This window comes from Flavobacterium xueshanense (assembly GCF_900112975.1).
GTDB classification, from domain to species: domain Bacteria; phylum Bacteroidota; class Bacteroidia; order Flavobacteriales; family Flavobacteriaceae; genus Flavobacterium; species Flavobacterium xueshanense.
This window is the reverse complement of sequence record NZ_FONQ01000015.1, coordinates 39,712-65,131: the sequence shown is the minus strand read 5'-3', so window position 1 is coordinate 65,131 and position 25,420 is coordinate 39,712. Positions and strand designations below refer to the sequence as shown.

Annotated in this window: 19 protein-coding genes; 5 read left to right on the top strand and 14 right to left on the bottom strand. The window is 33.9% G+C overall.

Annotation, left to right across the window (positions count from 1 at the left end):
• Window positions 1–18 precede the first annotated feature (18 nt).
• Window positions 19–3,009, bottom strand: a complete 2,991-nt coding sequence (locus BMZ76_RS12925; protein ID WP_091207428.1) for an amidohydrolase family protein — start codon at window positions 3,007–3,009, stop codon at window positions 19–21.
• A 234-nt stretch (window positions 3,010–3,243) separates the two neighbouring features.
• Here BMZ76_RS12925 and BMZ76_RS12920 point away from each other — a divergent pair, with 234 nt between their 5' ends.
• The 4 genes from BMZ76_RS12920 (at window position 3,244) to BMZ76_RS12905 (ending at window position 7,083) form a co-directional block, all read left to right on the top strand.
• On the top strand, window positions 3,244–4,779 hold the full coding sequence (locus tag BMZ76_RS12920) for a YifB family Mg chelatase-like AAA ATPase (protein WP_091207425.1): 1,536 nt from the start codon (window positions 3,244–3,246) through the stop codon (window positions 4,777–4,779).
• Window positions 4,780–4,996: 217 nt separating this feature from the next.
• Complete coding sequence (locus BMZ76_RS12915) at window positions 4,997–5,695, top strand: pseudouridine synthase (protein WP_091207421.1); 699 nt, start codon at window positions 4,997–4,999, stop codon at window positions 5,693–5,695.
• A 358-nt stretch (window positions 5,696–6,053) separates the two neighbouring features.
• A complete protein-coding gene (locus tag BMZ76_RS12910; protein WP_091207417.1) occupies window positions 6,054–6,908 on the top strand; it encodes an SPFH domain-containing protein in 855 nt (284 codons plus the stop codon).
• 4 nt (window positions 6,909–6,912) lie between these two features.
• Window positions 6,913–7,083 (top strand): type II toxin-antitoxin system antitoxin, encoded by a 171-nt coding sequence (locus BMZ76_RS12905; RefSeq protein ID WP_091207412.1) that lies wholly within the window; start codon window positions 6,913–6,915, stop codon window positions 7,081–7,083.
• Window positions 7,084–7,445: 362 nt separating this feature from the next.
• Here BMZ76_RS12905 and BMZ76_RS12900 read toward each other — a convergent pair whose 3' ends face one another.
• The 13 genes from BMZ76_RS12900 to BMZ76_RS12840 form a co-directional block, all read right to left on the bottom strand.
• Window positions 7,446–8,735 (bottom strand): DEAD/DEAH box helicase, encoded by a 1,290-nt coding sequence (locus BMZ76_RS12900; protein WP_091207407.1) that lies wholly within the window; start codon window positions 8,733–8,735, stop codon window positions 7,446–7,448.
• A 167-nt stretch (window positions 8,736–8,902) separates the two neighbouring features.
• Window positions 8,903–9,763 (bottom strand): KPN_02809 family neutral zinc metallopeptidase, encoded by an 861-nt coding sequence (gene ypfJ / locus BMZ76_RS12895; RefSeq protein WP_091207401.1) that lies wholly within the window; start codon window positions 9,761–9,763, stop codon window positions 8,903–8,905.
• An 82-nt stretch (window positions 9,764–9,845) separates the two neighbouring features.
• A complete protein-coding gene (locus tag BMZ76_RS12890; protein WP_167547466.1) occupies window positions 9,846–13,775 on the bottom strand; it encodes a PAS domain S-box protein in 3,930 nt (1,309 codons plus the stop codon).
• Window positions 13,776–13,987: 212 nt separating this feature from the next.
• The gene (locus BMZ76_RS12885) at window positions 13,988–14,770 is read right to left on the bottom strand and encodes a DUF2189 domain-containing protein (protein ID WP_091207374.1); all 783 of its coding nucleotides are present in this window, start codon (window positions 14,768–14,770) and stop codon (window positions 13,988–13,990) included.
• A 20-nt stretch (window positions 14,771–14,790) separates the two neighbouring features.
• A complete protein-coding gene (locus tag BMZ76_RS12880) occupies window positions 14,791–15,528 on the bottom strand; it encodes a nitroreductase family protein (protein ID WP_091207373.1) in 738 nt (245 codons plus the stop codon).
• Window positions 15,519–16,847 carry an aldehyde dehydrogenase gene (locus BMZ76_RS12875; protein ID WP_091207372.1) on the bottom strand — a complete coding sequence of 443 codons (1,329 nt, stop codon included), beginning with the start codon at window positions 16,845–16,847 and terminating at the stop codon, window positions 15,519–15,521. The genes BMZ76_RS12880 and BMZ76_RS12875 overlap by 10 nt, the downstream gene beginning before the upstream one ends.
• A 156-nt stretch (window positions 16,848–17,003) precedes the next feature.
• Window positions 17,004–17,693: an RluA family pseudouridine synthase gene (locus BMZ76_RS12870; RefSeq protein WP_167547465.1), complete on the bottom strand. Its 690-nt coding sequence runs from the start codon at window positions 17,691–17,693 to the stop codon at window positions 17,004–17,006.
• A 30-nt stretch (window positions 17,694–17,723) separates the two neighbouring features.
• The gene (gene panB / locus BMZ76_RS12865; RefSeq protein ID WP_091207370.1) at window positions 17,724–18,542 is read right to left on the bottom strand and encodes a 3-methyl-2-oxobutanoate hydroxymethyltransferase; all 819 of its coding nucleotides are present in this window, start codon (window positions 18,540–18,542) and stop codon (window positions 17,724–17,726) included.
• Window positions 18,543–19,129: 587 nt separating this feature from the next.
• Window positions 19,130–19,477: a hypothetical protein gene (locus tag BMZ76_RS12855; protein WP_091207369.1), complete on the bottom strand. Its 348-nt coding sequence runs from the start codon at window positions 19,475–19,477 to the stop codon at window positions 19,130–19,132.
• Between the two features lie 4 nt (window positions 19,478–19,481).
• Window positions 19,482–20,114 carry a SatD family protein gene (locus tag BMZ76_RS12850; protein WP_091207353.1) on the bottom strand — a complete coding sequence of 211 codons (633 nt, stop codon included), beginning with the start codon at window positions 20,112–20,114 and terminating at the stop codon, window positions 19,482–19,484.
• Window positions 20,115–20,242: 128 nt separating this feature from the next.
• Window positions 20,243–20,413, bottom strand: coding sequence for a hypothetical protein (locus tag BMZ76_RS15945; RefSeq protein WP_167547464.1), 171 nt, complete (start codon window positions 20,411–20,413; stop codon window positions 20,243–20,245).
• A gap of 54 nt (window positions 20,414–20,467) precedes the next feature.
• Window positions 20,468–21,091 (bottom strand): outer membrane beta-barrel protein, encoded by a 624-nt coding sequence (locus BMZ76_RS12845; RefSeq protein ID WP_091207350.1) that lies wholly within the window; start codon window positions 21,089–21,091, stop codon window positions 20,468–20,470.
• 121 nt (window positions 21,092–21,212) lie between these two features.
• A complete protein-coding gene (locus tag BMZ76_RS12840) occupies window positions 21,213–22,640 on the bottom strand; it encodes an L-serine ammonia-lyase (protein WP_091207346.1) in 1,428 nt (475 codons plus the stop codon).
• A 238-nt stretch (window positions 22,641–22,878) separates the two neighbouring features.
• Between BMZ76_RS12840 and BMZ76_RS12835 the strand changes: the two genes are divergently transcribed.
• Window positions 22,879–25,386 (top strand): M14 family metallopeptidase, encoded by a 2,508-nt coding sequence (locus BMZ76_RS12835; RefSeq protein ID WP_091207342.1) that lies wholly within the window; start codon window positions 22,879–22,881, stop codon window positions 25,384–25,386.
• The last annotated feature ends 34 nt before the right edge of the window (window positions 25,387–25,420 follow it).

The following is a 25,420-nucleotide window of genomic DNA, read 5'->3' as shown; positions in this document are numbered from 1 at the left end:
AAATTTAAATGCATTGTATTATTCTTCTAAAGTATCACAATGATATTCTTTCTTCTCCGTTTTTTTAGGTTCTTGCGTGGTCATGCCTTTATTTTTTTCTTGCAATAACTGACCTATTAGCTCACTTCTTTCTTTAGCAATTGCTACTCTTTGCGCTTCATCCTTTTGAGCGTCGTAATATACGACACCTTCAATTAAGGTTTTTTCAGCTTTGGAATAAATTGATAATGGATTGGTGTTCCACAATACAATATCCGCATCTTTACCCACTTTGATACTTCCTACTTTGTCATCAATATGCAATAGTTTAGCAGGATTCAGAGTAACAAATTTCCAAGCATCTTCTTCAGAAACATTCCCATATTTTACTGCTTTTGCTGCTTCCTGATTCAATCTTCGGGACATTTCAGCATCATCAGAGTTGTAGGCTACTACAATTCCGGCATTATGCATAATAGGTCCGTTGAAAGGAATAGCATCATTTACTTCAAATTTATAAGCCCACCAATCCGAAAAAGTAGAGGCTCCAACACCGTGTTCTTTCATTTTGTCGGCAACTTTATAGCCTTCAAGAATGTGGGTGTAGGTATTGACTCTAAAATCAAATTTTTCTGCTACATTCATCAACATCAAAATTTCAGATTGTACATAAGAATGACAAGAGATGAAACGTTCTTTGTTTAAGATTTCGGCTAATGTTTGAAGTTCTAAATCAACTCTTGGCGCTTTCCCTTTTCCTTTTTTACCAGTAGAATTGTAATTTTTCCAAGCTAAGTCGTATTCTTTAGCACGTTGAAAATAGTCCGTAAAAACTTGCTCAACACCCATTCTAGTTTGTGGAAAACGAGTAGGATTTACGTTACCCCAATTGGCTTGTTTTACATTTTCTCCCAAAGCGAATTTGATAAATCCTGGTTGGTCTTTGTACAGCATTTCATCTGCAGGTGCTCCCCATTTCCATTTTACAATCGCTGAACGTCCCCCAATTGGATTGGCTGAACCGTGCAATAATTGTGATGTCGTAACTCCACCGGCTAAATCTCTGTAAATATTTATGTCTTCTGAATTCACTACATCTTGAATCGTAACCTCGGCGCTGGAGTTGTGTCCGCCTTCATTCACACCATTAGAAATTGCGATATGTGAATGTTCATCAATAATTCCGCTGGTTAAATGTTTTCCTTTGGCTTCAACGACTGTAGCGGATGCATCAGAAATATTTTTTCCGATAGAGGCTATTTTTCCGTTTTTGACCAATACATCTGTTTCTTCTAAAATACCATCTTTTTCATTGGTCCAAACGGTAGCATTTTTAAAAAGTATTGTTTCTGCTGTAGGTTTCTTTAGATTTCCGAAAGCAACATTAGGAAATGTTGTTGGGATAATCATATTGTTCTTCTCAATTTTAGAGGAATCAATTGCTTTTACAAATGGAGAGGTTTTTACCGCCGACCATTTTACTTCATTTCCATTGAATAAAATCGCTTTTCCAGAAAGATTCTGGGTGTCTTCGACATATCCAATTAATCTTGTGAAACTAGTTTTAGTGGAGTCATTAGGTTTAATAACTGTAGAAATCCAATTATTGGTCATCGTAAGTTTTGACTTGATTTTTTTTGCGTCAACCGTTGTGATTTCTGATTTTGGTGCAGTAATTTCGCCATCAATCTTCCATTTGTATTTTTCAGCGTTAATAGTTAAATCATAATTTCCACGAATGTCCTTCGTTGCGATGTCATTGACAACAAATTTGTTTCCTTGAACCCAGTTTTCGTATAGCACAGTTTTTTCATCGAAAATTTCTCCGGATGTAATCACAAAATTCGCCAAACTTCCTGTTTTCAAAGTTCCCATTACGTTACTTTTTCCTAATAGAGCAGCAGGAATTGTCGTCAATGCTTCTAATGCTTTTGTTTTATCAAAACCATATTTGATGGCTCTTAAAAGATTTGGTCTGAAATCTTCCATCTTCTTTAACTTGTCTGTTGTCAAGGCGAAAATAATTCCATTGTCAGCTAAAACTTTAAGGTTTGTCGGTGCTTGGTTCCAAAAACGCAAGTCTTTCAATTCCATTTGGTTCGCTTGGTTTGGGTCTGAAACATCATACGCTTCCGGGAAATTGACAGGAATAATAAATTTTGAATTCGTTTTTTTGATTTCTTCAATGCGTTCAAATTCATTTCCGTTTCCTTTTAAAACATAATTTAAGCCAAATTCTTTTGCTATTTTGGCAGCGCGTAAACTGTTTAATTTGTCTTCTGAAGCAAATATTTGCACTAACTTTTCATTATTCGCTAAGGCTTCTAACGACAAATCTTTGGTAGTTGAATTTCCTTTTTTATACCAGTCTAAATCATAATACATTTGGCGTAATAATGCCATCATTCCCATTAATGAACTTGGATAGGATTGATTAGTGGTTACACTTTTAGTAAAAGCAAAATGATTGGTCACTTTATCGGAAAGCAGTTGATCCTTTTTTTCAAAGTTATTTAAAGCGATTAAGGTTCCTGATCCGCGGGCGATTCCGTCAGGTACATGAGTTCCTACCACACCAAATCCAGCTTTCAATAATTCTTCCGCTTTAGTTTGGTCGTATTTAAAAGCTTGGTAGGCATTTACCTCGGAACGAATGCTCTCATTCCAATAAAAACCTGATCTGTTAGTGTCGTATGACGGATTCCGTTCGGTAGTTGCTTTTGGTTTTTCGATTCCAAAACTGGTGTAAATGTCAATAAAAGAAGGATAAATGGATTTTCCATCCAAATTGATTGTCGTACAATTTTTAGGAATTGAAATATTAGTTCCAACACCAATTACTTTTCCGTGTTGAATCAGTAAAGTACCTTTTTCGATAACTTGTGTTGGTGTTACATAGATTTTTGCATTGGTAAAAGCAGTAAAATTGCTGGTTTTGTTTTGAACACTTTCATTATTAGGAAAGTATTCCTGTGCGTAGGTTTTTGGCAGTAAAAAACTAAAAAAGAGTAGGAGTAAGATTTTTTTCATAGTGTGGTTTCTAATTATTTTCTAAAAGTAGAAAAATGCTAATAGTATACCTTCAATTTTTTTAATTTTAACATTTGATTTTTGCGAAAAATGTATGGTATAAGGCTATATACCAAAGAATTTTGAGTATTTTTTGAATAAATTTTTGTTATTCATTATTTCATTAGAAGTTTTGTAGGATTTGTTATTATAATAAGAAAAGTTTTTTCTAATTTTAGAATCAAATACAGACACATGTTAGTAAAAGTTTTTGGAAGTGCAGTTTTTGGAGTCGAAGCCACAACGATTACTGTTGAAGTAAATATTGACAAAGGGATTGGATATCATTTAGTTGGCTTGCCAGACAATGCTATAAAGGAAAGTAGTTACCGTATTGCGGCAGCGCTCAAAAATAATGGTTACGCGATGCCCGGCAAAAAAATCACTATCAATATGGCTCCTGCGGATTTGCGTAAAGAAGGATCTGCCTATGACTTGACTCTAGCGATTGGGATTTTGGTAGCTTCGGGACAAATTAATGCAGAAGATGTTGATAAATATATCATTATGGGAGAACTTTCCCTTGATGGAAGCCTTCAACCGATACGAGGTGCTTTGCCAATTGCCATTAAAGCCAAAGAGGAAGGTTTTAAAGGTTTTTTTCTTCCAAAGCAAAATGTTAAAGAAGCCGCAATTGTTGCAGGACTGGATGTGTATGGAATCGAAAATGTGCAGGAAGTAATTGATTTCCTGGAAGGAAAAGGAACTCTGGAACCAACAACAATCGATACAAGAGCCGAATTTTATAAGACATTAGATTTTCCCGAATTTGATTTTTCTGATGTGAAAGGACAAGAAAGCATCAAGCGTTGTATGGAAATAGCTGCTGCCGGTGGACATAACATTATTTTGATTGGCCCGCCGGGAGCAGGAAAAACGATGTTAGCCAAACGATTACCAAGTATTTTGCCACCAATGACGTTGCGGGAAGCATTAGAAACTACAAAAATTCATAGTGTTGCCGGAAAATTGAAGGAAGTGGGTTTGATGAATCAACGTCCGTTTCGCAGTCCGCACCATACTATTTCAAATGTGGCACTTGTAGGAGGGGGAAGTTATCCGCAACCTGGCGAAATTTCTATGGCCCATAATGGAGTTTTGTTTCTGGATGAATTGCCAGAATTTAAGAGAGATGTCTTGGAAGTGATGCGTCAACCATTAGAAGATAGAGAAGTGACAATTTCCAGAGCAAAATTTACAGTAACTTATCCGTCCTCGTTTATGCTTGTGGCGAGTATGAATCCGAGCCCTAGTGGTTTCTTCAACGATCCGGATTCTCCACAAACTTCTTCGCCACATGAAATGCAACGATATTTGAGTAAAATCTCAGGACCATTATTAGACCGAATTGATATTCACATCGAAGTAACGCCAGTTCCTTTCGAAAAATTATCGGATGACCAAAAAGCAGAAAGCAGTGTTGACATTCGCAAAAGAGTGACGGCAGCTCGTGAAATTCAAACCGAACGCTTTGAGCAAATGGAGAATATTCATTACAATGCCCAAATGAACACCAAACACATTCGGGAATATTGCGCCTTGGACGATGTTTCTAAGCAATTATTGAAAACTGCCATGGAACGATTGAATTTATCGGCTCGTGCGTATGATCGTATTTTGAAAGTGGCACGCACAATCGCTGACCTTGATGCTGCTCCAATAATGGTTTCCAGCCATATTGCTGAAGCTATTCAGTATAGAAGTTTGGATCGTGATGGGTGGTTGGGGTAAATTAGATTTCAGATTTTTGATTAACGATTTTTGATTTTTGATATTTCACCTCTGCAAAATTAAGAATACGATTGCTAGCGCGTTTTTTGCTCGTGCCTATTAAAAATTTATTAGTGATTTACTTTTGTTAGTGTTCACGATCGGAAAAAAAAGAAAAGTATAGAAATAAATAAGTCAAAAAAGAGATTTCGATAAAAATCTCTTTTATTTTTGCCAAATGTTAGAAATTCTTTACCAAGACGAATATATTATTGCAATTAATAAACCAAGTGGATTGTTGGTCCACAAATCATTTTATGCGCGCGATGCAAAAGTTTTTGCTATTCAAGAATTGAGAAATCAAATAGGAGGGCGACACGTTTATCCTATTCATCGGTTAGATCGCAAAACATCTGGTGTCTTGTTATTTGCGTTGGATGCAGCCGTTTTAAAAATTATGAATGATCGTTTTGCCACACGCGAAGTCGAAAAAAAATATTTAGCAATTTTACGTGGTTGGTCACCCGAAGAACTAACGATTGATTATGATTTAACCAATGATGATGGCATTATACAAAATGCAATAACCTACTTTCGTCGATTGCAAACTACCGAAATTGAGTTAGAATTTAACAATAAACCTACGTCAAGATATTGTTTGGTAGAGGCGATTCCTGAAACTGGACGGATGCATCAATTACGAAAACATTTCAAGCATATTTTTCATCCCATTTTAGGAAGTCGGCCACATGGTTGTAACAAACAAAATAAATTATGGTTGGAGAATTTTGAACTGAAAGGAATGATGCTTCATGCCCATCAGTTAATTTTTAATCATCCTATAACTAATGAACAACTGATCTTGAATGCAAAGATTAATGAAGAGTTTAGCAGAGTAGGTACTATTCTTAAGCTAGATTTGAATAAGTATGAATAGAATACTAATTTGTAAATTAATGCTTTAAATTTTTGTTGTATGTGAAATTAACAGCTTTAAGAGTAAAGATGGGCAGATTTCAGATTTTTGATTAACGATTTTTGATTTTAGATATTTAATCTCTGCGGAATCGATAATGCGATTGCTAGCGCGAGCGTGCCGCTAATGCCTGGCATAAATTTATGTTGATTTACCTTTTTAGTATTCAGGAATAGGTACACACAATGTTATGTTATTTAACAGCTTTTTATTAATGTCGGATATTCAAGTGACAAATTATTGTAAAATATTTGTTTTTGAATATAATTATTGTTTAAGTTTGTGATATCAATATGATATCATTTAAATATTACTAATTATGAAAACAGAAAAAATTATTACGCCGTTCAACGGCTATCTCGCCTTTGTCATCCTATTGATAACTGCTGCACTAATAGTTTTTGGATTTACCTCAAACAACAATTTATTGAGTATTGTATTGCTGCCAATATTTATTCTTTTATTAAAGGGTTTGATTGTTATTAGGCCTAATAATTCAAAAGTATTGTTATTATTTGGTGAATATAAAGGAAGTGTAAAGTTAAACGGATTGTTTTGGATAAATCCCTTGTATAATACAACTAGCTTGTCTTTACGTGCTAGAAATTTTGAGAGTGAGAAAATAAAGGTAAACGATAAAATGGGAAACCCGATTATAATAAGCGTTATCTTAGTGTGGAAAGTCGAAGACACATTTAAGTCTATTTTTGAAGTTGATAATTATGAAGATTTTATAAGAATTCAAACCGATTCAGCGGTTAGAAAGCTTGCGGGTTCTTTTCCGTACGACCATTTTGAAGATGAGAGAGCCACGGTAACATTAAGCACTAATTTTGATGATGTAAATAAGGCCCTTGAGCGTGAGGTAACTGAGCGATTAGAAATGGCCGGAATAGAAGTTGTGGAGTCACGAATAGGATATTTGGCTTATGCGCCTGAAATTGCACATTCAATGTTAAGGAGACAACAAGCGTCTGCTGTTGTTGCAGCCCGTCATAAAATTGTTGAAGGCGCAGTCGGAATGGTTGAAAGTGCCTTAAAGCTGTTGGCGGATAAACAGATTATTGAATTTGATGAAGATAGAAAAGCGGCAATGGTGAGTAATTTAATAGTGGTCCTGTGTGGAGATAGTGAAACAAAACCTGTGATAAATACCGGGACCTTAAATCAGTAACAATATGTCCGAGAAAAAGCCATTTGCGTTAAGAATTGATTCAGAAACAATGAAGGCTATTGAAAAATGGGCTGCTGATGAATTTCGTAGTGTCAATGGTCAGATAGAGTGGATGCTTAATAATAGTCTGAAGGAGGGGAAAAGACTAAAAGTAAAGACTGTGCCAAAAAAATAAAGTGTATTTGATGATAATGTTTATCTAAGCAGGTTCTTTAACACAATAACTATAATTAATGCCTCTAACAAAATCATAAAAAGCCACCCAACTTAGGACAGGCTTCCTTGAAAAAAGTCATATTTCATCTCAAATATATTGATTTTTTCTTACAAATCATTTGGCTATTTTACATTTGTGGGAGAAATTTGCAAAATGATATTTTGAAAGTAAAAACGCTCTACATAGCCCCGATAGAAATGAAAATCCTTGTTAGGGCTGGTGTTCAGCCCTAACAAGGATTGTAATGTATAGCGGGAAATACGCACTTAAAAAACGGAATTATTCTGCTCCTAAAAATAAAAAATGTATTTTCTTAACTATTATCTATTAGAACGTCGGTCATTATTTTGACTCGGGCGTCTTGGACCAAAACTATTATTGCTGCTACGGTTTGTAGTATCTGTTTTTGGTTTTCGCGGAGTTGAATCGCGTTGTTGTCTTCCTTGTCCTTGTTTGATTGGTTCTTTTGAAGCGTTAGGATCTGGCTCGAAACCTTTGATATTTTGAACCGGCAGTTTCAAGCCAACTAATTTTTCTATATCGCGTAAAAAGACCGTTTCGTCCGGACTAAATAACGAAATAGCTTCTCCGTTGGCTCCGGCTCTTCCTGTACGACCAATTCGGTGAACGTAATCTTCAGGAATGTTAGGCAATTCAAAATTTACTACATGTGGTAATAACGGGATGTCTAAACCTCGCGCGGCAATATCCGTAGCGACTAAAGCGGTCAGGCTTCCGTCTTTGAAACCCGCCAAGGCCTTGGTTCGTGCGCCCTGACCTTTATTTCCGTGAATAGCTGCTGCTTTGATTCCGGAACTAATCATGCTTTCCGTCAGTTTATTGGCGCCTTGTTTGGTGCGGGTAAAAACCAAAATTTGTTTCCAGTTCCCTTCCGTAATCAATTTAATTATTAATTCGGTTTTTTTCTCTTTTGCAACAGGATACACTATTTGAGTAATAGCATCCACGGTTGTGTTTTCTGGTGTAGCTTCTACATGGACGGGATGGTGCAAAATGCCCATTGCCAATTTCTTGATGTCTGTTGAGAAGGTTGCCGAAAACATCAAGTTTTGCCTTTTTGAAGGTAATACTTTTATAATGCGCTCGATGTCTCGTACGAAACCCATGTCAAGCATACGGTCCGCTTCATCTAAAACTAAAATTTCAACTTTGGCAAGTGATATTAAACCTTGGTTTTGCAAATCGATTAATCGACCTGGTGTGGCGACTAAAATATCGACACCCTGACGCAGTTGTGTTACTTGTGGATTTTGGTTTACACCTCCAAAAATAACGGTGCTTTTTAAGTCTAAAAATTCACTGTATTCTTTGATATTGGCCAATATTTGTGCTGCTAATTCTCTGGTTGGAGTTAATATTAAAGCTCGAATGGGTCTTTGTCTTAAGTGCTGACCCTGCGATAACAGTTGTAAAATAGGTAGTGTAAAACCGGCCGTTTTTCCTGTTCCTGTTTGTGCAGATGCTAATACATCTTTACCTTCTAATATTGGGGGAATTGCTTTTTGTTGTATTGGAGAAGGAGTTGTATATCCTTTTTTGCTGATGGCTTTAAGTAAAGCATCAGATAAGCCTAATGAGTTAAATGACATAAATGGTGTTTATAAAGTAAACACTATTGTTTAGGTTACTTTTTTAATTGGGCGCAAAGGTACAGTTAATTTTCCGATGTGTTTTTGATTGCCTCGATTTGTTTAAATGTAAACACAAAAAAAATCGGGAATATATCCCGATTTTTAAATTCTAATTGATTTGTAATTTATCTTATTTCTGCAAAAGTATCGCCTTGATTGATGTCTCCTGATTTATACCCTTTCATAAACCAAGCTTTACGTTGTGCGGAAGTTCCGTGTGTAAAGGATTCCGGAACAATATGTCCTTGTATTTTAGCTTGAATTGCGTCATCACCAACGGCGTGAGCTGCACTTAATGCTTCTTCTATATCGCCTTCTTCCAAGAAATTGTTCATTTTTTGGTTGTAATGCGTCCAAACTCCTGCATAAAAATCAGCTTGCAGTTCTAAAGCCACTGATAATTTATTGGCTTCAGCCTGACTTTTTCCTTCTTGCATTTGTCTCATTTTGGCAGAAGTTCCAAGTAAGGTTTGCACGTGATGACCAATTTCATGAGCAATTACATACGCTGTTGCAAAATCGCCACCTTGAGCTCCAAATCTTGTTTTCAACTCATCAAAAAAAGTTAAATCCATATAAACTTTTTCGTCAGCCGGACAGTAGAAAGGTCCTGAAGCTGATGTGGCATTTCCGCACTCAGTTTCTGCAGTTTGGGAGAACAATATTAATTTTGGTCTTTCATATTGCATGTTATTTTCCTGAAATATTTTACCCCAAACATCCTCCGTATCTACTAATATGGATTCTATGAATTTGCCTTCTTCTTTTTCGGTCGCGGTTAAGGCTCTTTGTTCGGTAGGAGCGCCGTTTCCTTGATTCATTTGTTCCAAAATAGGGGTAAGCATTTGGACATTTTCTCCACCAAAGGTGTTTAATAGCAAGATAATAATTCCTATAATTCCACCTCCAACAATTGTTTTTCCTCCAGAGGACATTCCTCTTCGGTCTTCAAAATTTTCACTTGAACGCCTGCCACTCCATTTCATGTTTTGCTATTTTAGTTGTTAATTATCTTTAATTTTATAAAATTACATTTTTTAAAACGATAAGTAATCCTTTTTAAATACGTTAGTGTACCCATTTTAAAAATGTTTCTTCAATTATTCCTTTTATTATAGGTTTTGCAATATAATCATTCATTCCCGCTTCAAGACATTTTTCTTTTTCTTCTTTTTCCGTACCCGCAGTTACAGCGATAATAGGTACATTTTGTCCAGATTTTAAATTCCGTATGATTTCTGTTGCTTCATAGCCATTCATGATGGGCATTTGGATATCCATGAAGATAATATCCGGATGAATCGTTTCAAATTGATCAACAGCCACTTTTCCATTTGGAATTTCATAAATTGTCACATTTGCAAATAAGTTTTTAATGATAGTTTTAAGTAATAACATGTTAACTTTATTGTCCTCAACAAGCATTATTTTAATTTTTTGATAATTTTTAAGTGCTATCTTTTTATTAGCACCTGGAATAATAATTTCCTTTACCGTATCTGACACCAGATTACTGATTTCTAAATCTAAATAAAAATAAAAGGCACTACCAAATTGAACTGTGCTTTCTAATTGCAAGTGACTATTCATTAAACCTAATAATTGGTTCGAGATAGTAAGACCTAGTCCAGTTCCTCCAAATTTTCTTGTAGTTGAGTTATCTTCCTGAGAAAAGGCTTTAAAAATTTTTCTTTTGTTCTCCTCTTGTATTCCAACACCAGTATCAATAACAGAAAAAAGTATTTTAGCTCTTGAATCATTTGTTTTTTCAGCAACTGAAACATTTAATTTTATGGAACCTTTTTCAGTAAATTTCACTGCATTTGATAAAAGATTTAATAAAATTTGTTTTAAACGTACGCTGTCTGTCCAAAAATATTTAGGCACATCTGACGCAATATTCAATTCTAACTTCAAATTCTTTTGATTTGATTCATATAATATCAAATCAATAATTTGGCTCAAAATTTCCTGGACATCATTTTTTTCCAAATACAGTTCTAATTTTCCAGCTTCTATTTTAGAAAAATCAAGTATGTCATTTATAATATCTAATAATGATTTAGCTGACTGATTTATCGTAGTCATGTATTTTTCTTGGGTTTTACCAAGATTTGTATTCATTAACAAATCAGTAAAACCAATTATTCCATTTAATGGTGTTCTGATTTCGTGACTCATGTTTGCCAGAAATTCCGATTTTGCTTTGTTGGCAGCTTCAGCTAATTCCTTTTCCTGAACTACGTTTTCGGCTTGTTTTCTCTCCGTAATATTAATGAAAATACCTTCAATAAAAGCAATTTTTCCGTCTTTGTAAATGGTATCTCCAAATTCTTCTACCCATACCGTACGATTGTCTTTGTGAATAATTCGGTACGTTAAATGAATGGGAATTGTACTCTCTATTGCATTTTTTTGAGCATTAATTGTTCGTAATTTATCTTCCGGATGAATTAAATCAATGAATGACAAATGGTTATTCAGGAAATCTTCTTTTGGATAACCAGTAAGTTTTTCAACTTCATCATTGATGTAAATTTTAGTATTATTTTCATCATAATTAGATAAATAAACGGTTCCCGGAATATTATTAGCTAATAATCTGAATTTTTCTTCGCTTTCATAAATAGCGGTCTCATTAGTAATACGCTCAATGGAAGAAGCAATATTACTCGCTAATGTTTGTAAAATATTCAATTCATCTTCTGACCATTTTCGTTCATTTTGGGTGTCATCAAATCCTAAAAAGCCATGAAATTTGTTTTTAACGAAAATTGGAATAAGGATAATTGAAACCACATCCACATTATTTAATTTGTTTCTAAGAGATCGATTTTCAATTTTTGGAACAATTGCTTTATAAATTTTGTTATTTAAAAGCGGCGTCAATAGCTCTTCAAAAAAATCATGACGCAGATTTTGAAGGCTAATATTATTTGCTGTTAATTTACTATTATTGATTAACCATCGGTATTTTTGGCTTATTAACCCGGTGCTTCCATCATTTTCATAATAGTACGCTCTGTGGGATTCTGTTGCCTTTCCCATAATAATAAGGACATCCGAGAAAATATCGTTTATGTCATTACTGTTCAAAAATTTCTCCGTGCAAAGTGCCATTGCGGATAAAAGTTCACTCTTGTATTCTAATTTTTTTTCTGTTGCATAGCGACTGTGCGAAATTATAGTCAGCGATATAATATCCGAAATTGTTCGAGCAAAAATAATATCGTCGTTATCCCAATTTCTTTGCGTTCTTGCAGTTTCAAAGCTTATCGTTCCGGTTAATTCTCCATTGATGAAAATAGGAATATCAAGTTGTGATTTGATGTCAAATTTCAAGAAATAATCATGTATGAATTCAGATATTTCCCATTTGTTAAAAACGTCTGGAGCACTTATTTGTGTTTTACTTTTTATCGATTTAAAATAAATTGGATATTTTTCTTTTTCTAAAACAACACCTTTGCTGTACGAATTTGTGTCTAAATCATATAAGTTTTCGCATGTGATTCTATCTTCGGTATATTTCCAATAGCTGACGCGATTGCACTTAGAAACTTTTGCTGCAGATTCAATGATTTGCATCACGCTGACATCCAAATTTTTGTAGTTGCTAAAGTTGGTAGTTGCTAATTTTTTAATCGTTTGGTTGTATTCTTCTACTTTTTCCTGACGTATTTTATTTTCAGCCTCAATATCTTTAAATTTAGTGATATCTCGGGCAATTCCGGAGTAGGCAACTACTTTTCCAAGATCATTTCTTCGGATAATCACTTTATGTGAAACCCATAATTCTTCTCCGTTCTTTTTTATTAACGGGAACTCAATAGTTGGAAAATAATTTTCATGTTCAAATAAATTTTGATAAAAATCTATGATACTGGTAATGTAATCTTTCCGAATAAATTCCGAATAATTTCGATTTATGATTTCGCCACTCTCGTAACCCAATGATTTGATGGTGAAGTCATTTACAAATATAAAATTACCGTCATTATCAACTTCAAAAATGAGATCAATAGCATTTTCAATTAAATTCTTATACTGATTTTCTATTTGAATTTCATTAGTTACATCTTGCCCAATACCGATAATTAAGTTGTCCGAAAATTTTTTATGGTTCCATTGGATATGTTTGTAATCTCCATTTTGACATTTGAGTTTACGGATAAAGATACTGTCATCCTTAAATTTGGTTTGGTAATCTTCACTTAAAAACGCTTTGTCTTCCGTGACTTTCCAATAGCCTAATCCCATGATTTCATCTACAGTATATCCTAAAATCGATTCTACATTTTCACTGCAAAATACAATTTCACCTTTTCTGTTTATCGCTAAAATCAGTGAATTCCCTTTGTTAATGATTTGATTGTTGAAACGAATTTCATCATTACTATTTAACCATAAAATGTAGTGCATGTAATTTATGATTAGAATTATTGAAGCACTAATTAATAGCGCCAAGATTGTTTTTAATGGCACTAAATCAAAAATAAAAATAATTCCAAAATAAATAAAAACTGCTACAACAAAACCCCAATACAGTTTAGCAGGTTTTAGAACGCTATAAGAAAAGAAAAAGGCTATTACATAAGCTACAATTGGTACATTATCACTAGGAGAAATAATTATATTACGAGAAATAGAGCTAAAATAGACTAAATAAAATATAATAAAAATTTGTTTGATATTTCTAAAAACTATCGATGACTTAGTACTAATAAAATACATTGCCATTAAAAATACCCCGATGGTGCAGTTTATTATTAATAAGCTTTGTGGCCTTACTTTTAAAATTTGATAAGTGATTTCTATGATAATAAGTATAATTCCTAAAAACAAAAGATAGATTTGATATTCTCTTTTTTGTATAATTGCCTTGAAGCTTCTTTCTAATAAATTACTTTTTAATCCGGTTCTTATTTTACGAATTTTGTAAATTAAAAAAATAATTAAAATAGGAATTATAACATAAGATAATTGTTTATTTATCATAGGATTAATGACCCAAAATAAAATAAATTTTGAGTTAAAAATAGTCAGTAGGCTACAGTACAACACCATAGTTAAATTTTTATCAGATTTGTGAAGAGTATATTTGGGTTTCTATCTTCTTTGGTTGTGAATGTAGGAAATAAAATTAAATAAAAACCAAAACAAATTAGTATTTCTGCCTTGGTTTTTATTCTTAAAGTAAATTTTATTTTTTAGTTTTTATCTTCAGATTCATCTTCAGTTTCAAAACCAATTATCTCACTGTAAATAGCGTAGTATAAGGAATAAATAAAAGGAAGAGTAAAAAAGATTCCAATACAGCAGCCTATAAAACCTACCAATGTTGCAATAGATCCAATAATAATTAATCCGAGTAAGACCAATGGTTGCTTAGAAACTATAAGGATGCTGGTTTGTATAGCTTCTACGGCTTTCAATTTTCCAAAAATGATAAGTGGAATCATTAAGATGGTGAATAACGATACTGTCACGGTAACAACGAAACCAAGTGCAGGTATTTCGGCGTAATTTATTATTGTGGAAATTATAGAACTTGTAAGAGAAACGAGAAATGTTGCTACAAAAAGTTCCTTGAAATAAGGAGCTTTATAAAACTCAAACATTGTAGAGACATGAAATTCTTCGTCTCTTTCTGCACAATACGCCATTTTTATCAGTCCTGCCGGAAATGGACTTAATAAACAGGAAGTCAAGGCTGATGCTCCAGCGATAATTAATAAAGTAGTAATACTGATATTTTCTGGCTGTAAATTTTCCGGTTTTAAAAAATCTACAACTGCGGGAGCTCCAAAAATTGCGATCAGTATTCCAAATGCCAAAAGACTAAGCAGAACAAAAAAGACAAAAATGATTAAACCGCCATAAAGTGCAATTTTTTTGTAATTCTCGAAAGCGTGGTTGAAAACATCTCCAAAATCTAGGGCGTAACCATTTTTATTTATTTCTTCAATACGGTATTGTGTAGTTTTATTCATTTGATTTGTAAATTGGTTGATTATATTTTAAAATAGGTTTCTTCAAAAGGGATTCGGAATCGTTCTCCATAAACACCATTTTCGTCTCGAATTCCACAGCCTAAAATCATATTGATTTCTGCGGAAGCGGGCAAATGTAATATTTTTTTAATTCTCAGAGAATCAAAACCCTCCATTGGACACGTATCGTAATTTATGGCTGCCATGCTGATCATAAAATTCTGAGCGGCAAGTCCCGCACTTTTGTGGGTAACAATTCGCATATCGCTTTGTCGAGCCTGTCTGTAAATAGGTTTGAATATTCCAATGACTTGAAAAACAAGGAATTTTAGCATTCCGATAATTCCTAAAAAATCAAAATACAGTGTTGGAATAATTTTTTGGTAATAATTCAAAGCAAATTTTTCTCTTTTTGAATACGCTTCTTCCGGTTTTTCGCCAAATTGATTTTTTAAATAATCGATGTTCGATTGCACTCTTTTGTGCCACAAATCTTTCCTCGCTACAACAACGACCAATTGTTGTGCAGTTTTTGCAGCATTCTGGTCAAAACTGGCTTTGGCTATTTTTTGTAAAATTTCTGGAGATACAACGTGATAAAATTCCCATAGCTGCATATTACTGCTTGTGGGTGCCAGAGTCGCTAATTGAATACATTGCTTTACTTTTTCAGAATCAATAGCTTCATTTTTAAAAATCCGAACGGAGCGTCTGTATTTTATGGCCTCGCTTACTGATTTTTCATTGGTTACAACCATTTTAGTACTTTTTGAATGGTTTTTAATTTGTTTTTATAGGGTGCATAACGAATTGGTATATCAAGCCATGTTCCTCTTTTTACAATTGCTTTTTTATGCGAAAAAATATCAAAACTTAATTTTCCGTGATACGCTCCCATTCCGGAATTTCCAACTCCGCCAAAAGGCAGGCGATTGTTCGCCAAATGAATTACCGTATCATTGATGCAACCGCCACCAAAAGAATATTTTTGCAAGACCTCATCGATAAACAATTTGTTTTGGGAAAATAAATAAAGCGATAATGGTTTTTCGAAGCTTGAAATTATTTTATGCATATCGGCTTTCGATTCATAAGAAAGTATAGGAAGTATTGGACCAAAAATTTCTTCTGTCATCACTAAACTATCTATTTTTGGTTCGTCTAGTAAAGTAGGAGCAAGATATAACGAATCTCTGTTCGACTGTCCTCCAAAAAGTATTTTCTGATTTTCGAGTAAACTCAACTGACGCTGCCAGTTTTTTAGGTTGATGATTCTGGCAAAATCCGGAGATTCTTCAGGATTTGTTCCAAGTGCTTTTTCGATTTCCTCAATCAGTAATTTTACGAAAATAGCTTTTATTTTATGGTGTAGTAAAATATAATCAGGAGCCACACACGTTTGTCCAGCATTTATTATTTTTCCCCAAACAATGCGTTTGGCACTTAATTCTAAATTTGCCGTTTCGTCAACAATACAAGGACTTTTTCCGCCCAATTCCAATGTTACCGGCGTTAGGTTTTCGGCAGCAGCCTTCGCCACTATTTTTCCAACAGCAACACTTCCGGTAAAAAAAATGTAATCCCAACGTTTGCTCAATAAATTTGCCGCTACAGTGGCATCTCCCGTAATTACTACCACATCTTTGACAGCAAAAGTTTCGCTTATAATTTTCGCGATAATATTCGAAGTATTTGGAGTCAGTTCAGATGGTTTTAAGGTTACTTTATTTCCAGCAGCAACAGCAGCAATAAGCGGACACAAAGCCAATTGAAAAGGATAGTTCCATGGGGAAAGAATCAAAACATTTCCAAAAGGTTCACTATATATATAATCTGAGGAAGGGAAATTTAAAAATGAAGCCATAACTTTTTTTGGCTTAGCCCAAGAATCGATGTTTTTTATGGTTTCTTTCAAGTCACTAATCACATAATTAGTTTCTGTTAAAACGGCTTCAAAAGCAGGTTTTTTAAAATCATTGTATAAAGCCAAAATTATCGCCTGTTCATTTTGTGTGATGACGTGCAATAATTTTTTAAGAGATTCTTTTCGGGATTTTATATCGGTTTTGTAATTCATAAGATTATTTTAAATTAAAATTACATAATTATTATTTTATTCCAACTTTCTAACTAACCTAAAGAATAAAAAAAACAGGATTATATTCCTATTTTAAACGATGTAGGTCGGTTAAGTATCGTTTTTATTATCGTTTTATTTAAAAACAGGAAAGTATCAGACTGCATTCCAAATCACATCATCTGGAGTTGGTGCGATGATTTCTATATTTTCTTTGGTAACAGGATGTACAAAAACTAATTTTCTGGCGTGCAAATGAATTCCTCCATCAGGATTGCTTCGGTCAAAACCATATTTCAAATCGCCTTTTATTGGTGAACCAATAGCCGAAAGCTGTGCCCTGATTTGATGGTGTCTTCCGGTATGAAGATTGATTTCTAAAGCAAAATAATTGTTGAGTTCTTTAATGATTTTGTAATCTAAACTGGCTAATTTACTGTCTGGAACTTCTTTTAAATGCGCTTTTGAAGTGTTGTTTTTTTCGTTTCTTTTAAGGAAATGAATCAATTTATCCTCGGAATTTGATGGTTTATTCTTGATAATACACCAATACGTTTTTTGAGTTTCACGATTGCTGAACAACTCATTCATTCTTGTCAATGCTTTACTGGTTCGGGCAAAAACAACTATTCCAGTTGTCGGTCGGTCCAAACGATGTACCACACCCAGAAAAACTTCTCCAGGTTTGTTGTATTTGTCTTTGATGTATTCTTTAACCACATCGGATAATGGTTTATCACCGGTTTTATCACCTTGTACAATATCGCCTACACGCTTATTGACCACAATAAGGTGGTTGTCTTCGTGAAGAACTTGAAGGTTATTTTTATTGGATATTATTTTCATTATCAGTTCCCCTTTAGGGGGTTAGGGGGCTTAATATTGTTCACTTGAATTAGGAAAATCGCTTGATTTCACATCGGCAACATATTGACCGATTGCTGTTGTCATTTCGTCGTATAAATTCATGTATCTTCTCAAGAAACGCGGGCTAAATTCATTGTTCATTCCTAACATGTCGTGAATCACTAAAACTTGTCCGTCAACACCGCCACCAGCACCAATCCCAATTACCGGAATCGAAATACTTTGAGCCACTTTTTCGGCTAAATGAGCAGGAATTTTTTCTAATACTAACGCAAAACAACCTAATCTTTCCAGCAATTTAGCGTCTTCTATTAGTTTATGCGCTTCTTCTTCTTCTTTAGCACGAACGGTGTAGGTTCCAAATTTATAAATAGACTGTGGCGTTAAACCTAAATGTCCCATAACCGGAATTCCTGCGTTTAGTATTTTCTTGATAGAATCTTTTATTTCTTTACCACCTTCCAGTTTTACAGCATGACCGCCACTTTCCTTCATGATTCGGATGGCAGAACGTAAGGCCTCTTTAGGGTCTGATTGGTAGCTTCCAAAAGGTAAATCTACGACAACCAACGCTCTTTCTGTTGCTCGCACAACAGAGGAAGCGTGATAAATCATTTGATCCAATGTAATCGGTAAAGTCGTTTCATGACCGGCCATCACATTTGAAGCGGAATCGCCCACTAAAATCACATCAATTCCAGCGGTATCGACGATTTTTGCCATAGTATAATCGTATGCAGTAAGCATGGAAATTTTCTCTCCATTTGCTTTCATATCAATCAGTGATTTTGTAGTAATCCTTTTATAATCTTTTTTTGCGACAGACATATTTGTTGTTTTAGAATCGTAAAGGTAATAAAATGTATATTTTTAACTCAAAAATGTAACAGTAATGTTTTTTGAAGTAGCAATTAACAAAAAAAAGTAATTATTCGCAGAATAGTTGTAGTGATTGTATTGTTCATAGCTGCTAATTCTCAAGCTCAAAATCAAGAAATTTAAAAAGTGTTTAATTTTTTTTTGAGACTTTTCTAACCAAAGATACTTTGAAACTAAAGGTTCATTGTGCTAAAACAATGATTTTACAGTCCATTAATGAGAGAATGCGAAAGGCTCTAAATTATCTAATGAAAAACAGGAAGCATTTTTTAAATCGATAGCTTCTATTCCCGCAGCAGTAAAGTTTCAGGAAAAAAATTTGAGTTACTCCATTTAGGTAGATGGATGTATGTATGTCGCACGTCTGGACACATTATGAGTTTTATGTAAATGGAAAATCAAGCTATAAAGGAGTGAATGCTTTTACACTTATTAAAAAAGATAATATTTGGAAAATCGTACGTCTTGTTGATACCCGAAGAAAGTAGTTTTGATTGGGCATTAATTTAAAGATATAGTAGAGGCAATTAATCGTTTTATCCAATGTATTTATTATAAAGAAAAACATATAAAATTGCGATCATAACCGAGATAAAATTCCCCACCAAATAAAAATCATTGTAAAGAGATTGCTTTACTTTATCTTGTTCATCGTCTCTTTTTAATCGTGTAGCCAATTTTAAAGCGCCAAATAAAGTCAGCGCATGTGGATAATCATTAATCATTGAAACTAATAAAAAAATTCGTTCAACGATTCCTTTAATAAGTGATTTATAATCTATTATTTTAGTTTTTCTAATTGATTTTGGCGTGATAATATAATAAAATATACCCAAAAGCACTTCTGTAGAAAGAACTAAAACCACAAATTGAAATACTGCCATACTTTTATTTTATTGAAGTAATTGTTTGAATTATATTTTTTGTCGCATAATAGGATTCCATGTGTAATGTTTTTTCTCTTTTCCATATTAGGGAGCGGGTTTTATTCATTTTTTCAGAAACGATTTTATAGTCTTTGAATTGAATGAAATTTGACGCTAATTCATAGTCATTTTTTAAAGACCATTTGTCAGTAATATTTTCAAAAATTATGAAAGAATCATTCAAAATACTTTGCTGTAAAAGATTGTCTATTGCAATGTTAAATCTAAATTTTTTATATTTCGAATCATTCAGTTTCAATCGTGCTTCCGTTAAACCGCTTCCCAACATTTCATAAGCAATCTTTTTATTTACTGGCGTTTCTATTTCACCTTGATTTAAAACATAGCGTAATTTAAAATTTAATTTCTTGTGAATACTGTATTCCTCTAAAGTAAGAATAATTTGAATTGATGCAGCTAAGTTTTTTATTACGCCTTGAAATTCATCACCCAAAGTAATAGTCAAGGGAGATAATATATCAGCTTTGTAGATTTCATTTACCTCTTCTATTAGATTTTTAAAATCTTCCATTAGTGGTTTTTGCTCCTTTTTTCCACTATTAATAATATCCGCCATCAGGATGTAATGTTTCATAAAAAATGAAATTATATATTTTATATCAAAAATAGTGAAATAAAAAACATAATTTCATTTTTAGTGAAATTAAAAACAGAATTTAAAGAAGGATATAATTAAGTTCTAAAATTTAAAGAGAATGCAAATCAATACGAATCGTCATTCAAGTCTGACTCTTCTTCATCTGCTTTTTTGAAATCATTGTTTAAAAAATCGGTGTATTTTTTTTTATCCTTTTGATTTTTTCTAATAAGAAATACAATCAAAACGAGAATACAAATGATTACAATGCTAACTACTATCCAATTAATTTTCATATTTTTTGATTTAAAATTAGAAATTAAATCTATTGTAAATAACCGGTTCGCTTTTTAATTTTTTCTAAAATTATATTTTACGCCAATACTTATCAGATTATTGTCAGCAGAGTCAATAAGTAAATCACTGGAACCATTATCATTTTTGTCTGTACCCAAATCATATAATTCATAATCAATGAAAATGGAAGTTTTACTATTGATAAAATAATTTAACCCAATTCCATAATTTAAATTAGTATAGAGAGTTGGATAATCAGTTTTTTTTCCGACTGTATAGGAATAATTGCTTTCTAGTTCTTTATTTAATGCTAATCCAAGTTTTAAATTTCCTCGTAAATTTTTAAAAATTGGATATTCCCATTTTATATTTACTGGCAATGTCAGGACAGTTCCATCAAATCTTCCATAAATGGAATTGTAGTTGAATGACATTCCTGTTTTAAAATATTTTAATTTTGCGTTTACGCTCCAACGTTTAGCAAAGTAGTATTCGGAAACAATTCCTCCTTGAATTGAATTTTTTTTCTCGTTGGAAACAAATGATGTAATTGTATTATTTCCAATTTCAGCACCAAAAAACCATTTGCCTTTCAGATTTATGATTTCATCTGTTTGTGAAATCATTTTGCTTGACAATAAACATAATATGATGATAATAAGTAATTTAAATTTCATGTTTAAAGTGTTGTTTATGTTTTTTCGGTCGATAAATCTTTTTACTAGAAAAAGTGTTTAAAATGACAACCTAAATATATTATTTTGTACTTAAAAAAACTGGTAAACAGAAAAAATAATTTTAACAATCTGCCATATTCACGGCAATGGCTAATCCGCCTTCAGAGGTTTCTTTGTATTTATTATTCATGTCTTTGGCCGTTTGCCACATCGTGTCCACTACTTTGTCCAAAGGCACTTTTGCGTTTTTCGGGTCGGTTTCCAAGGCTAATTCAGCAGCATTAATGGCTTTTATGGCACCCATAGTATTTCGCTCAATACACGGAATCTGAACTAGGCCGCCAATAGGATCGCAGGTCAATCCTAAATGATGTTCCATTGCAATTTCGGCAGCCATTAAAACCTGTTCGGGAGTTCCGCCCATCAATTCGCATAAGGCCGCTGCAGCCATCGAGGAAGAAACGCCAATTTCGGCCTGACAACCTCCCATTGCTGCAGATATTGTGGAACCTTTCTTGAAAATACTGCCTATTTCTCCGGCTACCATAAGGAATTGTTTGATTTCTTTTTCTCCGGCATCATGGTTTTCAATCACTAAATAATACATTAAAACGGCAGGAATTACACCTGCACTTCCATTTGTAGGAGCAGTAACCACTCGACCTAAAGCCGCGTTTACCTCATTTACCGCAAGGGCAAAACAAGAAACCCATTTTAGGATCTGGCGGAATTTGACTTCCGTTTTTCTGATTTCTTCGAGCCAGGTTTGAGGCGAATCATAATTTGCTAAACCGATGAGGTTTTGGTGCATATCAAAAGCACGGCGGCGCACGTTTAATCCTCCGGGAAGAATCCCTTCGGAATGACAACCAATGTACATGCATTCGAGCATCGTTTTCCAAATGTGTATCAATTCATGATCGATAACTGCTTCGGTACGCATCGATTTTTCGTTTTCATAAACGATTTCCGATATGGATTTGTTCTCTTTTATGCAATAATCCAGTAGTTCTGCCGCTTTCTCAATTGGATATGGAAAAGCACATTTTATTTCGATTTTCTTTTTAGCGTTGATGCGTTCTTCTTTGACCACAAATCCGCCACCAATAGAATAAAAGGTGGAAACGTATTCGCTGTCATCCGTCATATAAGCTGTAAAAGTCATTCCATTGGCATGAAATGGAAGAAAGTTTTTATTGAAAACAATATCTTGAAGGAAATAAAAAGATATTGGTTTTTCGTTTCCTAAATTCATTTCGTTTTTAGATTCAATTGATTTGATAATTACATCAATATTTTCCACGGGAATGTATTCCGGATCTTGTCCGCTCAAACCCAGCATTACAGCTAAATCAGTGGCATGACCTTTTCCGGTTAAGGAAAGGGAACCGTATAAATCTATTTTTACCCGATTTACAGCAGGAAGTAAATTTTCTTTTCTTAATTCGCTTAGAAAGCGTTCGGCAGCTCTCCAAGGCCCAAGTGTGTGGGAACTAGAGGGTCCAACGCCAATTTTTAGCATATCAAAAACGGAGATACATTCTTCCATCTGTAGTGTCAATTTTGTTGGTTGCAAATATAATAGATTGTTGCAATGATACGAATTGAAAACAGAATATTATTGTTTTTTTAATATCGAATATTGCCGTATTGTTAGTATCGTGCAACAAAAAATGAATTAATAAAAATGAGAAGTTTGGTGAAATTAATATTTCATTAATCCGAAATTTGGCTTGTGAAATACTTCGTAAATGGCTATTTTTGAAGCATAATTAACCCAAAACAATATGAAAAAGACCGTTTTTTCTTTTTATCTAATACTAACTTTGGTATTGAGTGTTCATTCACAAGTGCAAAGTCCTTCCCAGTTTTTACCAAATTACGGAAAGCAAATAACCTATTACCATGAGGCTGAAAATTATTTCAGGCACCTTACGGGAAAGTCCAATTTTATCAAGCACCAGAAATATGGAGTAACTCCGGAACAAAGGGATTTGAATGTTTATTTTATTTCCAGTCCGGAGAATTTGGCTAATTTAGAACAAATCCGAAACAACAATTTAGCAGCCATTGGATTATCCCAAAATAAATCTGAAATGATTGGCGATAAGTTAATTGTGTGGTTGAGTTTTAATGTTCACGGAAATGAATTTGCCGGAACCGAAAGTGCGATGAAAGTGGCTTACGAATTGGTAAATCCCTCGAATGCAGAAACTAAAAAGTGGTTAGAAAATACCATTGTAATTTTGGATCCATGCATTAATCCTGATGGATATTCCAGATACGGGAATTGGTTAAGAGAAATTTCAGGTAAAAAAACGCATCCGGAATTATCAGACAGAGAGCACATGGAAGTTTGGCCGGGCGGCAGATACAACCATTATATTTTTGATTTAAACAGAGACTGGGCTTGGCAAACGCAACCAGAAACCCAACAGCGTATAGCGCTGTACAACCAATGGATGCCGCAAATTCATACGGATGTACACGAAATGGGATACAATTCTCCGTATTTTTTCCCACCCTCAGCGGAACCTTTGCACGAATATATTGAAAAGTATCAAAAAGATTTTCATTACACTTTAGGTAAAAATATTTCTAAAAAATTTGATGCTCAAAACTGGATGTACAATACTGGCGAACGTTTTGATTTGTTTTATCCAAGTTATGGCGACACTTATCCTACGTACAATGGTGCGGTAGGAATGACGATGGAACAAGGCGGAATAGGCGCGGGGAGAGCCGTTACGATGAGCAACGGAATTACGCTGACGATACAAGACCGGATAACACATCACGCTACGGCAGTCCTTACCGTGGTAGAATCTGCTGCGGCACAAGCGGATGTTTTGCTGAAAGGTTTCAGAGGTTTTATGAATAATTCCCGAAAAACTGTGAAGGGAAATTATAAAATGTACGTGATGAAAAACAATCCGAAGTTGGTTCAAATGGCGGATTTGTTGAAAAAAAATAATGTCGAATTCAGCTATGCCGATGCCAGTCAAAAAGCGTCCGGATTTAATTACAGTACCAAAACAGAGAAAGGTTTTACGATAGAACCCAATGATTTAATTGTAAAAGTAGACCAACAAAAAGCCGTTTTTGCTCAAGTACTTTTTGAACCAAATCAAAAATTGAATGACAGTTTATCGTATGATATTACTTCTTGGGCTTTGCCTTTGGCGTATGGAGTAGAAGGATTTGCATTGAAAAACAGTTTGCCTGTCAAAACAAAAGCGTCCATTGGAGTAAAAGAAAAAGTAATTCCGCAAAATGTATATGCTTTTCATATTCCTTGGAATAACAGAATTTCAGCCCAGGTTCTTTCGCTGTTGCACCAAAATAATATCAAAGTTCGATCTGCGATGAAAAAAGCTATTTTTGGCGATGTAATTGTGGAGCCAGGCGGTTTGATCGTGACCAGAGCAGATAATCCTAAAGTGGTTGATTTTGAAAAAACGATTGGCGAATTGGTAAAAATAAAAACCGATTACAATTACATAATCACAGGTTTTTCGTCGAATTCTAAAGATGTTGGAGGTGAAAATTTCAATTTATTGAAAGCACCTAAAGTCGTTTTATTATCAGGAAAAGGAGTTGGTTCTACAGAGTTTGGTGCTGCTTGGTATTACATGGAAGAAACTATTGGGTATCCAGTCAGCGTGGTTGAGGTAGGTAATTTTAACAAATTAAATCTTTTCAATTATAACACTTTGATTTTGGCAGACGGATATTATGATTTATCAGAAGACCAACAAAAGAAAATTGGTGAATGGATTAAAAATGGTGGAAAAGTAATTGCGATGAACAGCGCTCTTGCTCTTTTTGAGGCTAAAGAAGGATACGCGTTAAGCCCTTTTGCAACAGAAGAAGACAAATTGAGTTCTGAGAAAGAAGCCGAAGAAGCGGAGTTAAAAGAACGCTTTCTAGATTTTCAGGATTCAGAGCGCAGGTATATTTCTAAATCGATTCCTGGTGCTATCATTGAAAATCTTCTGAATAAAACACATCCAATGTCTTTTGGTTTAGGTGATAAATATTTCAGTCTAAAAACGGATGACAGGCATTATTCGCTATTGAAAAAAGCTACTAATGTTGCTTATATTCCAAAGGATTATAAAAGTTATGGTTTTGTAGGTAATGAAATCAAAAAGAAACTGAATAACACCGTAAGTTTTGCGGTGGAAAGTAAAGGCGACGGATCTGTAATTTATATGGTGGACAATCCCTTATTTAGAGGTTTCTGGGAAAATGGTAATTTACTGTTTAGCAATGCCTTGTTTTTGGTAGACTAAATTTTCAAAATAGATGATATAAAAAGAGCACGAA

Bases quoted from the DNA above. Each gene is read 5' to 3' on its own strand.
- BMZ76_RS12925 (WP_091207428.1), bottom strand. From the start codon at position 3,009: ATGAAAAAAATCTTACTCCTACTCTTTTTTAGTTTTTTACTGCCAAAA.
- BMZ76_RS12920 (WP_091207425.1), top strand. From the start codon at position 3,244: ATGTTAGTAAAAGTTTTTGGAAGTGCAGTTTTTGGAGTCGAAGCCACA.
- BMZ76_RS12915 (WP_091207421.1), top strand. From the start codon at position 4,997: ATGTTAGAAATTCTTTACCAAGACGAATATATTATTGCAATTAATAAA.
- BMZ76_RS12910 (WP_091207417.1), top strand. From the start codon at position 6,054: ATGAAAACAGAAAAAATTATTACGCCGTTCAACGGCTATCTCGCCTTT.
- BMZ76_RS12905 (WP_091207412.1), top strand. From the start codon at position 6,913: ATGTCCGAGAAAAAGCCATTTGCGTTAAGAATTGATTCAGAAACAATG.
- BMZ76_RS12900 (WP_091207407.1), bottom strand. From the start codon at position 8,735: ATGTCATTTAACTCATTAGGCTTATCTGATGCTTTACTTAAAGCCATC.
- ypfJ (WP_091207401.1), bottom strand. From the start codon at position 9,763: ATGAAATGGAGTGGCAGGCGTTCAAGTGAAAATTTTGAAGACCGAAGA.
- BMZ76_RS12890 (WP_167547466.1), bottom strand. From the start codon at position 13,775: ATGATAAATAAACAATTATCTTATGTTATAATTCCTATTTTAATTATT.
- BMZ76_RS12885 (WP_091207374.1), bottom strand. From the start codon at position 14,770: ATGAATAAAACTACACAATACCGTATTGAAGAAATAAATAAAAATGGT.
- BMZ76_RS12880 (WP_091207373.1), bottom strand. From the start codon at position 15,528: ATGGTTGTAACCAATGAAAAATCAGTAAGCGAGGCCATAAAATACAGA.
- BMZ76_RS12875 (WP_091207372.1), bottom strand. From the start codon at position 16,847: ATGAATTACAAAACCGATATAAAATCCCGAAAAGAATCTCTTAAAAAA.
- BMZ76_RS12870 (WP_167547465.1), bottom strand. From the start codon at position 17,693: ATGAAAATAATATCCAATAAAAATAACCTTCAAGTTCTTCACGAAGAC.
- panB (WP_091207370.1), bottom strand. From the start codon at position 18,542: ATGTCTGTCGCAAAAAAAGATTATAAAAGGATTACTACAAAATCACTG.
- BMZ76_RS12855 (WP_091207369.1), bottom strand. From the start codon at position 19,477: ATGGCAGTATTTCAATTTGTGGTTTTAGTTCTTTCTACAGAAGTGCTT.
- BMZ76_RS12850 (WP_091207353.1), bottom strand. From the start codon at position 20,114: ATGAAACATTACATCCTGATGGCGGATATTATTAATAGTGGAAAAAAG.
- BMZ76_RS15945 (WP_167547464.1), bottom strand. From the start codon at position 20,413: ATGAAAATTAATTGGATAGTAGTTAGCATTGTAATCATTTGTATTCTC.
- BMZ76_RS12845 (WP_091207350.1), bottom strand. From the start codon at position 21,091: ATGAAATTTAAATTACTTATTATCATCATATTATGTTTATTGTCAAGC.
- BMZ76_RS12840 (WP_091207346.1), bottom strand. From the start codon at position 22,640: ATGGAAGAATGTATCTCCGTTTTTGATATGCTAAAAATTGGCGTTGGA.
- BMZ76_RS12835 (WP_091207342.1), top strand. From the start codon at position 22,879: ATGAAAAAGACCGTTTTTTCTTTTTATCTAATACTAACTTTGGTATTG.